Source organism: Amycolatopsis samaneae (genome assembly GCF_039541975.1).
Taxonomy (GTDB): Bacteria; Actinomycetota; Actinomycetes; order Mycobacteriales; family Pseudonocardiaceae; genus Amycolatopsis; species Amycolatopsis samaneae.
The window spans coordinates 92,792-107,059 of sequence record NZ_BAABHG010000013.1 but is presented as its reverse complement, the minus strand read 5'-3'; the positions used below and the strand labels follow the sequence as shown (position 1 = coordinate 107,059).

Sequence of the window (14,268 nt, the reverse complement as noted above, 5' to 3'; positions counted from 1 at the left end):
TCGACCGCGCGCCCGGTGAGGAGAGGAACACGAAATGACGGTCCGGGCGGTTCGCCGAACCTCACTGGTCGACGCGGCGACAGCGGAACTGCGCCGGCTGATCGGCGAGGGCGAATGGCCGGTCGGCAGCAAGCTGCCCAACGAGATCGAGCTGAGCAGGATGCTGGGGGTCGGACGGTCCACCGCGAGGGAGGCCGTCCGCGCCCTGATCTCCGCCGGGCAACTGCACTCCCATCAGGGCTCGGGCACCTACGTGGCCTCCACGACCCCACTGTCCGATTTGGACCGTAAGCTGCGCAGGGCCGCGGTGATCGACGTGTACGAGGTCCGCGTGGCGCTGGAGGTCGAGGCCGGCAGGCTCGCCGCGACCCGCCGCACCGCCGACGACGTCAGTGCGCTGCGGGCGGCGCTGGCCGCCCGCGATCGGGCCGGTTCCCCGTCCGCGCTGGTCGACGCCGACATCGCGCTGCATCGAGCGGTCGTGGCGGCGTCGCACAACCCGGTGCTGACCGATGTGTTCGACTCCTTCCTGGACGCCATCCGCGCGGTGGCCGCCAACGTCGTCACCCTGGACACCCCCCGGGAACGCGCGGACGAGATCCACCAGGCCCACCACGACCTCGTCGCGGCGATCGAAGCCGGCGATGCGGGCGCCGCCGCGCAGGCGACCCGCCGCAACGTCGAGCACACCTTGTCCCAGCTCCGCGAGCCCGCCCCCTGACGCCTGCCCTGCCGGCCGTGGGCCGGTCAGTGGATGGCGGTGAGGAACTTCGCGGCGAGGGAGACCGCCGGGTCCGAGTCGTTGGCGCCCTCCAGCAGCACCGCGAACGCGACGTCGCCCCGATAGCCGACGAACCAGCCGTTGGCCTGGCCGTCGGCACCGAACTCCGCGGTGCCGGACTTGCCGTACACCGGCCCGGCCCCGGCGGCGGCCTTCCCGGTGCCCGTGGTGACCACCTCCCGCATCATCGACCGCACCGCGCCCAGCACCGCGGCGGGCGGCGGCGAGTACGGCTTGGCGACCGTGGTGTCCAGCCCGTGCCACAGCCGCGGTGTCACGGCCTTGCCCGAGGCCACCGTCGCGGCCATAAGCGCCGCGCCGAACGGGCTGACCTGCACATCACCCTGGCCGATGCCGTCCTCGACCAGCCGGTCGTTGCCGCTCGCCGGCTCCACCTTCCCCGCTTCGGTCGGCAGGCCGGGGATGTCGAAGTCGGCGTTGAGCCCGTACTGGTCGGCGGCCTTGACGAGACCGTCCGCGGGCAGCCGCGAAGCCAGCCGCCCGAACGTCGTGTTGCACGAGAACGCGAACGCCTGGCGCAGCGTGATCGTGCCCTTGTCGAAATGGTTCTCGTTGGGGATCGTCCGGGTGCCGATCTGGTCGCTGCCCGGGCACGGCACCGCCGTGTCGGCGGTCGCGAGCCCCTGTTCGAGCGCCGCGGTGGCCGTCGCGATCTTGAACGTCGAGCCCGGCGCGTACAGCCCGCTGAACGCCTTGGGCTCGGTACCCGCCGCCGCGTTCTGCGCCACCGCGAGCAGATCACCGCTGGAGGGCTGGAGCACGACCATGACCGCCTTGCCCCGGTAACCGTCCACAGCGGACTGTGCGGCGCCCTGCATCGCGAGGCTCAGCGACGCGGTGAGCGGTTTGCCGTCCTTGCCCTCGTCCTGGCCGTACAACGTCTCGAGATTCTTCCCCGACGCGTCGACCCGCCGCACCGCGAACCCATCCGACTTCGCCGTCGTGGCCTGCGAGGCGAACGCGTTCTGCAGCAACGGAGCCGAGCCGTCCCCGGCCGGCCTGGCCCCCGCCGGTCCCGCCAGCACCAGCGACTTGCCGTCCCGGTCGACCACCGCGGGCCGGTCCCCGCCGTCGGTGCCGACGACGAGCCGCTCACCCGGTTCGAGCTTCGGGTGCAGCAGCGTGGGCGTCCAGTGCACCCGCCAGCCCGCCGCCGTCTTCACCAGCTCGAACGGGACGTCGTAGGTCCAGACCTTGCCCGGCCGCAACGTCCAGGACACCGCGAAGCCGCCACCGGCCCGCGCCGCGCTCGCGGGCACCGGGTCGACCCTGCTCAACGTCCCCGTGACCTTGACCGGCAGCAGCGCGTTGCGCGCGTCCCGCAGCGCCACCGCGGCCGCCGCCGGATCGTCGGTCAGCCCGCCCGCGGCGTCGGTGTTCGTCTCGGCGAGATCCCGCAGGTACTCCGTCACCACCGCCGCGGGATCCACCGGCCCCCGCGGCGCCGCCGCCTCCCCGACGGGCGGCGTGCCCCCACTGGTCAGGACCACCACCGCGGCGGTGACGATCGCGACCACCCCGACCGCGCCACCGATCAGCACATTCCGTCTCCCGGCAGGACCCACTTCTCCCCCTCCCCCCGTCGGCGCGACCCCCGCGCACGATCGCCAAGCCTGCCCATGGTCGACCACCCGGTCACGGTTCCCGGTGGGAAAGCGACCTACCCGAATCCTTTTCGTGATCAACCGACAGCGCGGCGCCGACCAGCACGAGCCGCAGGACCCGCGAACGCCTCGATCCCCCGTGCCGTAGATGTCCCGCGCCCCCGGCCGATCGTCCCCGCGAGCGCGGAGTCCAGGCCGGTGTGGCCGCCGTCGGCGCCCGGCTCGTGAGCACATGCGCGCCCGCACCGGTCACCGCCGGGAACGGCAGGGCCGGCGCGCGGACGAGTGTCCGGTGCCCGGCAAGGGTTTTCGCCAGCGCCACGAACACCGGCAACGCGAGCGCGGCGCGTACGGACGTGGCCGGGACCGCGACCGCCGTGCCGATCAGGACCAGGGTGTTCATCTCACCGGGCGAACGCTTCGGTACACATCGGATCGTCACACGGAAGGGCCACTGGGCTCGGGCTCCGTCCGGAGGACGCGGTGCCAGGTGCCTTCCCTTCCCTCGACGGCCGCGTATCCGGCGGCGGGACGCCACCCCGACGGCCAGGCCGTGCCTTCCGGCGCCGGATGGGCGGCCACCGCGCCCGTGAACCTGGGCTCCGTCGTGAACGTCGCGCCGTCGAACGAGGTTTCCCCGGCGAACGCCGCCCCTTCGAACCAGACGCGCCCGGTGAACCTCGCCCCGTCGAACCGGGCCTTCCCGGCGAACGTCGTCCCGTCGAACCAGGCGGCCCCGGTGAACGCCGCCTGGACGCACCACGTCTCCCCGGTCAGCGTCGCCCCGCCGAACCGGACGGTCCGGACCCGGCAGTGGCTCAGGTTGAGGTCGACGAGCACGGCACCGGTGAGGTCGAGATCGGTGTCGGGCCAGAAGGTGCCGACCGGCCGGTCCGGATCGGTGCCGGGACGGAGGTGGCTTTCGAGAATGCCCAGCGCGGTGAGCCGGACCTCGCGTTCCTGCACACGGTCGCCGTAGCGGGCCAGGGCCGTCTCGCCGGCGTCGTCGGCGGGTGGGTCGCCGGGCTGGGGATACGGCATCCGCAGGTAGGCGCACAGGACGTTGACGACGGTCGGCCGTTGCCCCTCGTTGTCCTGTGCGAGGCGTTCCAGCGCGTAGAGCCCGGCCAGCCGCACCGGCGCCTTGTCCGATCCGAGTTGTTCACTGGCCTTGATGTACAGCTCGGTGATCCGACGGGCTTCGGCGTCGAACCGGGCGTCGACGGCGACCCGTTCGGCGTGCAGCCGGTTGGTCTCCGCCACCCGCTCGGTGTGGGCCTGGACCCGGTCGCGCTGGGCGAGTTCGGCGTACCGGGCCGCCAACTCGAACTCCTGGGTCCGCTGCCGCCGCGCCGCCAGGTACAGCGCGAACACCCCGCCGCCGCCCACCGCGATCGACGCCGCGATCTTCACCGCGTCCAGGTGCGCGGTCGCCTTCTTCTCCGCGTCGGCCAGTGCCAGGCCGTCGACCCACCGCCACAGCAGGACGAGCACCACGATGGTGGTCAGCAGCACCACCACCGCGGCCACCGGCACCGTCCACCGCGGCAACGGCGGCCGTGCCGTGCCGCCGGGTACGGACCGGGGCTGCGCGGAATCGTCGGTCATCCCTCGATGATCGCGTGCACGGCGGCTCGGCGACAGCCCGGATCGGCGGACGGGGTCAGCTCAGGCGGTAGCCCATGCCCCGCACCGTCTCGATCCGCGACTGGCCGAGCTTGCGGCGCAGGGTACGGACGTACACGTCGACCACATTGGATCCCGGGTCGAAGTCGTACCCCCACACGTGCGCGAGGATCTGCTCCCGCGCCAGCACCTGGCCCGGATGCCGCAGGAACAGCTCCAGCAGCGCGAACTCGCGCGCCGTCAGGTCCACAGTGGACTCCGGGAGCGAGGCGCGGCGGGTCCGCAGGTCCAGCGACAGCGACCCGTGCCGCAGCACCCCGGCCTCGGGCCTGGCCTCCCCGGTCCGCAACCGCAGCCGGACCCTGGCCAGCAGTTCCTCGAACCGGAACGGCTTGGTCATGTAGTCGTCGGCGCCGCCCTCCAGCCCGGCGACGGTGTCCCGCACCGAGTCCCGCGCGGTCAGGATGATCACCGGCGTCTCGATCTTCGCCGCGCGCATCGAGTGCAACACCGCGAACCCGTCCCGCAGCGGCAGTCCCAGATCGAGGATCACCAGATCGAACCCGCCGACGATCGCGGTGGCGAGCGCGGCGTCCCCGTCCCCCACGACGGTGGTGGCGAAACCGTTGGCACGTAACCCCTTTTCGACGAACGAGGCTATCCGCTGCTCATCCTCCGCGATCAGGATCCGCCCCATCACGTCACCTCCGACTGGTCCTCGACGGCTCCCACCGGCAGCGCGACACCGAAGGTCGCGCCCACGCCCGGCGCCGAGCGGAACCAGGCACGGCCGTGGTGCGCCTCGGCGATCGCCTTCCCGATGGCCAGGCCGAGACCGGCCCCGCTCCGCTCGCCCGCCTCGCCGCGGACGAACCGTTCGAAGATCCGCTCGGCGTGCCCGGCCGGCACGCCAGGGCCGGTGTCGGCGACCCAGAACGACACCGTATCGCCCGCCACCGAGGAGCCGACGCGGATGAGCGCGCCCGCCCCCGTCTGCTGCACCGCGTTCTGCGCCAGTTGCAGTACCGCCTGGGTCGCCCGTTGCGGGTCGAGCACCGCGTCGCCCTCCCCGACCGATTCCAGTGTCCACCGCCGATCGGCGATCGCACGGGCCTTGGCGTCGACGTCGCTGGTCAGCTCCGGCACCGAAACCCGTTCCGGGCGCAGGAAATCCGGTTGTTCGGCCTTCGCGAGCAGCAGCAGGTCGTCGACGATCCTCGCCATCCGGTCGAGTTCGTCGGTACACAACCGGACGACCTCGGCGCGCTCGGCCGGATCGTCGCCCATCACCTCCAGGTGCCCGCGGATGATCCCCACGAACACCGCGATACGAGAAATCCGACGCATGCCCCGACTCTCGCGGGCCTCGGCGAAGGCCGGATGAGACGAAGATGAGGACATCTTCATCATCCGGCCCTCGCCGGGAGGTCAGGCCTTCGCGACCGCGACGGTCACCTTCACCCCGTCGCCCACCGCGCCGGTGGACCCCTCGCTCACCGCGCCGTAGGACACCTTCACCGCGAGGGTCTCCGCGGCGAGGAACTCCTCGTGCTCGCGGGCCGCCGCGGTGACCTCGTCCGGCGCGTCCACGACCAGCGCGATCCGGTCGGCCACGTCGAGACCCGCGTCGCGGCGGGCCTGCTGGACGACGCGGACGAGGTCGCGCGCCACGCCCTCGGCGGCCAGCGCCGGGGTGACCTCGGTGTCGAGCAGCACCAGCCCGGACCCGCCGGGCAGCTCCGCCGCCGCGCCGCCGCCCCTGGCCACCAGCCGCCGGTCGTACTCACCCTCGACGAGCTCGATCCCGGCGGCCACCACGGCACCCTCCGGCGTCGTGCTCCAGTCGCCGGCCTTGACGGCCTTGATCACCTTCTGGACGTCCTTGCCCAGCCGCGGACCGGCGGCCCGCGCGTTGACCGCGACCTCGAACGCGCCGTGCGCGGCGACGTCGGTGGTCAGCTCGACCCCCTTGACGTTCACCTCGTCCCGCAGGATGTCGGTGAACGGGCGGAGCGCCTCGACCCCGGCGTCCTCGCCCAGCGCCACCGTCAGTTTCGCCAGCGGCAGCCGCACGCGCAGCTTGTTCGCCTTGCGCAGCGACAGCGCCGAGGACGCGACCTGCCGGACCCGGTCCATCGCCGTCACCAGCGCCGCGTCGGCAGGCAGGTCGAGCGCGTTCGGCCAGTCGGTCAGGTGCACCGAACGGCCGCCGGTCAGCCCGCGCCACACCACCTCCGCGGTCAGCGGCAGCAGCGGCGCCACCACCCGCGAGGTCACCTCCAGCACGGTGTGCAGGGTGTCGATCGCGTCGCGCTCCCCCGCCCAGAACCGGTCGCGCGAGCGCCGCACGTACCAGTTGGTGAGCACTTCGAGGAACTCACGCACGGTCGAACAGGCGCCCGCGACGTCGTAGTGGTCCATCGCGTACTCGACGTCGGTGACCAGTTCGTGCGTCTTCGCCAGGACGTACCGGTCGAGCACGTGCGGCGAATCCGTGCGCCACCGCCCGTCCACGCCCTCGGCGTTCGCGTAGAGCGCGAGGAAGTAGTACGAGTTCCACAGCGGCAGCACCGCCTGGCGCACCGCGTCGCGGATGCCCTTGTCGGTGACGACCAGGTTGCCGCCGCGCAGGATCGGGCTCGCCATCAGGTACCAGCGCATGGCGTCCGAGCCGTCCCGCTCGAAGACCTCGTTGACGTCCGGGTAGTTCCGCAGCGACTTCGACATCTTCTGCCCGTCCGAGCCGAGCACGATGCCGTGCGAGACACACGTCCGGAACGCCGGCCGGTCGAACAGCGCGGTGGCCAGCACGTGCAGCAGGTAGAACCAGCCGCGGGTCTGACCGATGTACTCGACGATGAAGTCGCTCGGGTAGTGGTGCTCGAACCACTCGGCGTTCTCGAACGGGTAATGCACCTGCGCGTAGGGCATCGAACCCGAGTCGAACCACACGTCGAGTACGTCCGGCACCCGGCGCATGGTCGAGCGGCCGGTCGGGTCGTCCGGGTTCGGCCGGGTCAGCTCGTCGATGTGGGGCCGGTGCAGGTTGTCCAGCCGCACCCCGAAGTCGGCCTCCAGCTCGTCGAGCGAACCGTAGACGTCGATCCGGGGGTAGGCCGGGTCGTCCGAGCGCCACACCGGGATCGGCGTGCCCCAGTACCGGTTGCGGGAGATCGACCAGTCGATGGCGTTCTCCAGCCACTTCCCGAACTGGCCGTCCTTGACGTTCTCCGGGTACCAGGTGATCTGCTGGTTCAGCTCGACCATCCGGTCCTTGAACTGCGTCACCGCGACGAACCACGACGACACCGCGCGGTAGATCAGCGGGTTCCGGCAGCGCCAGCAGTGCGGGTAGGAGTGGTCGTAGGTCTCGTGCCGCAGCAGTACCGCGCCCTGGCGCTCCGCGCCGCCGGTGCCGTTCTTGAGGTCCCGCACGATGTTCGGGTTCGCGTCGAACACCTGCTGGCCTTCGTAGTCCGGCACGGTGGCGTCGAACCTGCCGTGCGCGTCGACCGGCGTCACCGGGGTGATCTCGGCCGCGTCGGTGACCACCTTGTCCTCGGCGCCGTAAGCCGGCGCGATGTGCACGACACCGGTGCCGTCCTCGGTGGTGACGTAGTCGGCGGACAGCACCCGGTGCGCGTTCTCCGTGCCGACGAAGTACGGGAACGGTGGTGCGTAACGGGTTCCGAGCAGTTCCGCGCCGGTGTAGTGCGCGACGACAGCCGGTTCCTCGCCGAGTTCGCGGGCGTACGCGGCCACGCGCGCCTCGGCGAGCAGAAACCGCTTGCCCTCGCTCTCCACCACGACGTACTCCACGTCCGGGTGCACCGCGGTGGCCAGGTTGGCCGGCAGCGTCCACGGCGTGGTGGTCCAGATCAGCAGGTAGGTGCCGTCGAGCTCGTTGTCGTTGCCCTCGACGCGGAACCCGACCGTGACGGCCGGGTCCTGGCGGTTGCGGTAGACGTCGGCGTCCATGCCCAGCTCGTGGTTGGACAGCGGCGTCGCGTCCCGCCAGCAGTAGGGCAGGACCCGGTAGCCCTCGTAGACGAGACCCTTGTCCCACAACCGCTTGAACGCCCAGAGCACCGACTCCATGTAGGTGACGTCGAGCGTCTTGTAGTCGTTGTCGAAGTCCACCCAGCGCGCCTGCCGGGTGACGTAGTCGCGCCACTCGGCGGTGTAGCGCAGCACCGAGGCGCGCGAAGCCTCGTTGAACCGCGCGATCCCCATCTCCTCGATCTGGGTGGTCTCGGTGATGCCGAGCTGGCGCATCGCCTCGAGCTCCGCGGGCAGGCCGTGGGTGTCCCAGCCGAACCGCCGCTCGACCCGGCGGCCCTTCATCGTCTGGTAGCGCGGGACGAGGTCCTTGACGTACCCGGTGAGCAGGTGGCCGTAGTGCGGCAGGCCATTGGCGAAGGGCGGGCCGTCGTAGAAGACGTACTCGTTCTCGCCGTGTTCCCCGGCTTCACGGGCGTCGATCGTGGCCTGGAACGTCCGGTCGGTCTCCCAGTAGGCGAGGACCTGCTTCTCCAGCGCCGGGAAGGACGGCTGGGACGGGACGCCGCGCTCGCCGTCCAGCTGGGCCTGGGGGTACATCGGGTGCTCCTCGGGTCGTCGCTCGCGTACGGACGACCGGCACGGACCGATCGTCCACACGGGGACGAGACGCCGCCGTTCCCGGCGCGTTCCGCGGTACCACCCCGCTTGCCCGGCACACCGCTCCCGGGCCACTCGTTACACGGCTGTGACGGGCCGCACCCGTCCGGTTCTACTGGGAGCGCGCTCGGCGCCCCGTTCTTCCGGAGGCTCCCCGGTGATGGCCGGATCGACACCCTGCTGAGTCCAGGTTAGCCCGGGGGCGCAACCGCCTTTGCGCGGACCCCGGCGGCGCGGCGGCCGCGACGGGCACGAGAAGGGGCACGAAATGCCCCCTCGACATTTCGTGCCCACCACCGCGGCAGCACCGGGAAAGCCCATTTCCCACATTTCCGCGAGAAAGGTGGTCACCCGATGCTTCCCTTTCACCGGAACCAACCGAACGAGGGAATCCGATCGCACCGGCGGTCCTGGTGTTTCCAGTTTCGACCGGCGGCCGCACCACGTCAACCTTCGTCCACGACACCGTCGTCCCCACCCGGGACAACCCTGGCACCGACTGCGGCACACTCCGTGACGTCGTCACAGCGCTCAGCACGTCACCGCTGGTCAGCGGCGAGATCAGAATTTTCCGGTCCGGATTTCGCGCCCCTCCGGACGCCCGCCGGAGACCCGGCCCGCGCCGCGCCGCCCCCAATTCGTTCACCCGATTGAAAGCGGGCGCGACACCGCTTCCCCGGATCGGGTGAATTCCAGTATGGTCCGTCCATGCCTCTGCTCCGTGGACTCTCCAGCCTGCGCGCGGTCCTCACCGCACTCACCGGAATAACCGCTCTGTACATCGGCCTGGTGGCTTTCGGGAACATCACCGACTTCGGCACGAACAAGGAATTCGTGGAACACGTGCTCGCGATGGACACCACATTCCGGTCGCCGCACACGATGTGGCGCGCGGTCACCAGCCCCGGCGCGGTCACCACCGCCTACGTCGCGATCATCGCCTGGGAAACGCTGACCGCGCTGGTCCTCGCCGCCGGATTCGTCGCCTGGCTGCGGAAACGGACCACCGGCACCGCGCTGCGGCTGGCCAGGATCGGCTGGCTCATGCAGGTCCTGCTGTTCGCCTGCGGGTTCCTGGTGATCGGCGGCGAATGGTTCCAGATGTGGCAGTCGGGCAAGTGGAACGGCCTCCAGCCCGCCTTCCAGAACACCGTCATCGCCGCGGTGGGCCTCGTACTGGCCCACCTGCCGGAGCGCCGCGCGCCGGAGGAGCCCGTCCCGGCGGCACCGTGAACCGCCGGACACCGCGCGCCCCGCGCTGATAGCCTCGGCATCCTTGTCCACGCCGGAGGCGACGCCGGGGCCGCGGGACGAGGTTCCGGCGCGAACGCGCGCCGGGTGGTACCTGGGGGAGGAAGGTACCGGTGTATGCGCACGACCGGCCCGGTCCTGGGCCCGCGAGGAGTCTTCGCGGAACGCTTCGCACTGCTCTACGCCGAAGCCGGCGACCCGCCGCTGAAGCGGGTGGCGGAGTCGGTCAACCGGAAGAACCTGGCCGACAAGCGGGGCAGGCCGCTCCGGGTCACCCCGCAGCGGGTCAGTGACTGGCGGCGGGGCCGCAACGTCCCGGCCCGGTTCGCCGCGCTCGCCGCGGTGCTGGAGGTGCTCATCGGCCAGGCGCGCAAGGCGCGGCCGTACCCGCCGCTGGAGAGCCTCTACGACCTGGCCGCCTGGCAGACCCTGTGGGAAAGCGCTCTCGCCGCCCCCTCCGGGACCTCCGACGAGCACCCCGCCGACGACGCGCCGCCCGTCGGCGACGGGGTGTGTCCCTACCAGGGCCTCGCGGCGTTCACCCAGGCGGACGCGGGCTGGTTCTTCGGCCGGACCCGCAGCACGGCCGCGCTGGTCAAACGGCTGGAATCGGCCGCCGAGACCGGTGGCGTCGTCATGCTGGTCGGCGCGTCCGGCGCCGGGAAGTCCTCGCTGCTGCGCGCGGGACTGATCCCGGCGCTGGCCAGGGGGACGCTCCAGGCGGACGGCTCGGCCCGCTGGCCCTCGGTGGTGCTGACCCCGCGGGACAACCCGATGAAGGAGCTGGTGGCCCGCGTCCCGGAACTCGCCGACCTCGCGGAGGAGGTGGGCGCGGCGTCCCACGACGGCGAGGACGGGAACGTCCCCGGCGGGCCGGCGGACGACGGGTTCGACGACCGGGTCCGCGCGGCGTTCGCCGCGTGCGCGGAACGCGAGGCGGGCCGGGACGCCCGGCTGGTCCTGGTGGTGGACCAGTTCGAGGAGACCTTCACCCTGTGCGCGAACGAGACGCAGCGCTCGGCGTTCATCCGCACCGTCCACGCGGCCTGTACTCCCCCGCACCCCGGCGGCACCGCCCCGGCGGTGGCGATCTGCGGGCTGCGCGCCGACTTCTACGGCCCGTGCCTCGACTTCCCCGAACTCGCCGAGGCGCTACAGGAGCGCCAGGCCACGCTCGGCGCGATGACGGCAGGCGAAGTCCGGGAGGCGGTGACCGGGCCGGCGAAGGCGGTCGGGCTGCAGCTCGAAGCCGGTCTGGTGGACCTGGTACTGCGTGATCTGGCCACGACCGGCGCCCGCGGCGCGTCCGACACCGGCCGCGCCGCCTACGACGCGGGCGCCCTGCCCCTGCTGTCGCACGCGCTGCTGGCGACCTGGCAACGCCGTCAGGCCGGGAAGCTGACGATCGCGGGATACCGCGCCGCGGGCGGGATCCAGGGCGCGGTGGCGGCCACCGCCGAACGCGCCTGGGCCCAGCTCGACGGCACCGGCCAGTCGGTCGCCCACGCGATGCTGCTCCGGCTGGTGCGGATCGGCGACGACATGCGCGACACCCGCCGCCGCTCCACCAAAGAGGAACTGGTCGAGTTCACCGACGACGCCGCGACGGCCGAGGAGGCGCTGGAGGTACTGGCCGCGGAGCGGCTGGTGACCCTGGACGCCGAGTCGGCCGAGATCACCCACGAGGCGCTGCTGCAGGCGTGGCCCCGGCTCCGCGACTGGATCGATCAGGACCGGGCGGGCAACCTCGTCCGGCAGCGGCTCGACGAGGACGCGGCCGCCTGGCAGGACCAGGGCCGCGACGCCTCCGCGCTCTACCGCGGCGCGCGCCTGGAGACCGCGCGGCACGCGGCCGCCGCCCGCCCCGCCCATCTGACCGGCGCGGCGCGGGAGTTCCTGGCGACCTCGGAACGGCACCGCAGGCGCAGCAGCTGGGGCCGCCGGGCCGGCGTCGCGCTGGTGGCGGTGTTCGCGCTCATCGCGGCCTCGACCGCGATCGTGGCGCTGCGCCAGCGGGACGACGCGGAGTTCCGCCAGGTCGTCGCGGAGGCGGACCGCCTGGCCGACACCGACCCTTCGCTGTCCGCGCGGCTGACACTGGTGGCCCACCGGCTGCGTCCCGAGGACCAGTCCGTCACCGCGAAACTGCTGTCCACCCAGCAGATCCCGCTCGCGACGCCGTTGCCGGGCCACCGCGGCTCGGTGTACGAGACCTCCTTCAGCCCGGACGGCACCGTGCTCGCCACCGCGGGCTACGACGGCGAGGTCCGGCTGTGGGACCTGCGCGACCGCGGCGCCCCGAAACCCCTCGGCGCCCCGATCACCGACCACACCAGCTGGGTCACCTCGGCGGTGTTCACCCCCGACGGCCGGACGCTGGTGACCGCGGGCGACGACCACACCCTCCGGCTCTGGAACATCGCCGACCCCGCCAAGCCCACCCCGCTCGGCCGCGCGACCTCGACCGGCGGCACGATCTACTGCGTCGCGATCGCCCCGGACGGCCGGACCCTCGCGACCGCCGACGACGACCACACCGTCCGGCTCTGGAACATCGCCGACCCCGCCAAGCCCACCCCGCTCGGCGAACCCCTCACCGGACACACCGAGCGGGTCCGCACGGTGGCGTTCGGCCCGGACGGCCGGACCCTCGCGTCGGCGGGCAACGACCACACCGTCCGGCTCTGGAACGTCACCGACCCCGCCAAGCCCACCCCGCTCGGCGAACCCCTCACCGGACACACCGACACCGTCCACTGGGTCGTGTTCGCCCCGGACGGGCGCACCCTCGCCACCGCCAGCGACGACCGGACGCTGCGGCTGTGGAACGTCGCCGACCCGGCCCGCCCCGCCCCGATCGGCCAGCCGATCACCGGGCACACCGGCGGGATCTGGCAGGCGGAGTTCAGCCCGGACGGCCGCGTGCTCGCCTCGGCGGGCGACAGCACGGTCCGGCTCTGGAACCTGGCCGACCCCGCCAAGCCCGTCGCCGTCGGGAAACCGCTCAACGGCAACAACGGCAACACCTTCACCGTCGCGTTCTCGCCCGACGGCCGGTCCCTCTCGACCGGCAACGAGAACGGGGTGACCCAGCTGTGGTCGCTCCCGGAGACCGCGCTGGACGGGCACGCCGGGCCGGTGACCACCGTCGCCACGCGCCCGGACGGGCGGCTGCTGGCGACCGGGTCCACCGACCGCACCGTCCGGCTGTGGGACCTCGCCGACCCGAAGCGCCCGGTGGCCACCGGGCCACCGCTGACCGGCCACACCGCGCCGGTCATCTCGACCACGTTCAGCCCCGACGGCGGGACACTGGCCACCGCGAGCGACGACAACACCCTCCGGTTCTGGAACGTCACCGACCCGGCCCGGCCCCGGCCGCTCGGGCCGCCGAGGGAGACGGCCGCGCGGTACGGCAGCGTGGCGGTGTTCGCCCCGGACGGCCGGACGCTGGCCGCGGGCGACGACGACGAGTCCGTCCGGCTGTGGAACACCGCCGACCCCGCCCGGCCCGAGCCGGCGGGGCCGCGGCTGACGGCGCATCCGTCCTACGTCAACTCCACGGTGTTCCGTCCCGACGGCGGGCTGCTCGCCACGAGCAGCGGCACCAGCGCCGTCCAGCTCTGGGACGTCACCGACCCCGCGCGGGCGAAGCCGCTCGGCGAGCCGTTCACCCGGCACAGCGCGCCGATCCGGTCGATCGCCTTCAGCCCCGACGGCAAGGTGCTCGCCTCGGGCAGCGACGATCACACCGTGGCACTGTGGGACGTGGCCGATCCGGCCCGGCCCCGGCCGCTCGGCACACCGCTGACCGGCTACTCCAAGGCCGTGTTCTCCGCGGTGTTCAGCGCCGACGGCCGGACGCTGGCCACCAGCAGCGGCACCAGCGCCGTGCGGCTGTGGGACGTCACCGACCCGGCCCGGCCCCGGTCACTCGGCACGCTGGACACCGACGCCGACGTCGGCTACGCCGTCCGGTTCGGCCCGGCGAGCCGGACACTGCTCACCGGCCAGGCCGACGGGACGACCCGGAGCTGGGACCTGAACGCCGACCACGCCGCCGCACGCGTCTGCGGTGCCACCCACGGCGTGCTGACCCCGGAGCAGTGGCAGCAGCACCTCCCGCAGATCTCCCCGCTGTCCCCCTGCGGCTGAGCACGCCGCCCGGACGCCGGTTCCCGCGCCGAGGTCCGTTGTGGACGGTCCACCGGGACGCGTGGCGCGCACATCGGCGCCCGAAACCGCGAAACTCGGTGACGAGGAACGGCCCGTTCTCGATACGATGACGCCGATGTGCTCCGTCTCCGGCGTGCCGAGGCCACGCCG

Annotated in this window: 9 protein-coding genes; 3 read left to right on the top strand and 6 right to left on the bottom strand. The window is 72.6% G+C overall.

Annotated elements, in window-relative coordinates; translation table 11 throughout:
• Positions 1 to 34: 34 nt before the first annotated feature.
• On the top strand, positions 35 to 721 hold the full coding sequence (locus ABD987_RS31025) for a FadR/GntR family transcriptional regulator (protein WP_345401973.1): 687 nt from the start codon (positions 35 to 37) through the stop codon (positions 719 to 721).
• Positions 722 to 747: 26 nt separating this feature from the next.
• Here ABD987_RS31025 and ABD987_RS31020 read toward each other — a convergent pair whose 3' ends face one another.
• The 6 genes from ABD987_RS31020 to ileS all read right to left on the bottom strand — a co-directional run bounded on the left by ABD987_RS31020 (position 748) and on the right by ileS (position 8,631).
• Positions 748 to 2,343 (bottom strand): penicillin-binding transpeptidase domain-containing protein, encoded by a 1,596-nt coding sequence (locus ABD987_RS31020; protein ID WP_345401970.1) that lies wholly within the window; start codon positions 2,341 to 2,343, stop codon positions 748 to 750.
• Between the two features lie 94 nt (positions 2,344 to 2,437).
• Positions 2,438 to 2,809 carry a hypothetical protein gene (locus ABD987_RS31015; RefSeq protein ID WP_345401967.1) on the bottom strand — a complete coding sequence of 124 codons (372 nt, stop codon included), beginning with the start codon at positions 2,807 to 2,809 and terminating at the stop codon, positions 2,438 to 2,440.
• 35 nt (positions 2,810 to 2,844) lie between these two features.
• Positions 2,845 to 4,014 (bottom strand): pentapeptide repeat-containing protein, encoded by a 1,170-nt coding sequence (locus ABD987_RS31010; RefSeq protein ID WP_345401964.1) that lies wholly within the window; start codon positions 4,012 to 4,014, stop codon positions 2,845 to 2,847.
• Between the two features lie 55 nt (positions 4,015 to 4,069).
• Entirely contained in the window at positions 4,070 to 4,729 is a 660-nt protein-coding gene (locus ABD987_RS31005; RefSeq protein ID WP_345401961.1) for a response regulator transcription factor, read from the bottom strand.
• Complete coding sequence (locus ABD987_RS31000) at positions 4,729 to 5,379, bottom strand: sensor histidine kinase (protein ID WP_345401958.1); 651 nt, start codon at positions 5,377 to 5,379, stop codon at positions 4,729 to 4,731. Before ABD987_RS31000 ends, ABD987_RS31005 begins: the two co-directional genes overlap by 1 nt.
• An 81-nt stretch (positions 5,380 to 5,460) precedes the next feature.
• Positions 5,461 to 8,631 carry an isoleucine--tRNA ligase gene (ileS, locus tag ABD987_RS30995; protein ID WP_345401955.1) on the bottom strand — a complete coding sequence of 1,057 codons (3,171 nt, stop codon included), beginning with the start codon at positions 8,629 to 8,631 and terminating at the stop codon, positions 5,461 to 5,463.
• Between the two features lie 768 nt (positions 8,632 to 9,399).
• Here ileS and ABD987_RS30990 point away from each other — a divergent pair.
• Together ABD987_RS30990 and ABD987_RS30985 are read left to right on the top strand one after the other, a co-directional pair.
• Complete coding sequence (locus ABD987_RS30990) at positions 9,400 to 9,924, top strand: DUF2165 domain-containing protein (protein ID WP_345401952.1); 525 nt, start codon at positions 9,400 to 9,402, stop codon at positions 9,922 to 9,924.
• 135 nt (positions 9,925 to 10,059) lie between these two features.
• Entirely contained in the window at positions 10,060 to 14,097 is a 4,038-nt protein-coding gene (locus ABD987_RS30985; protein ID WP_345401949.1) for an nSTAND1 domain-containing NTPase, read from the top strand.
• Positions 14,098 to 14,268 lie beyond the last annotated feature (171 nt).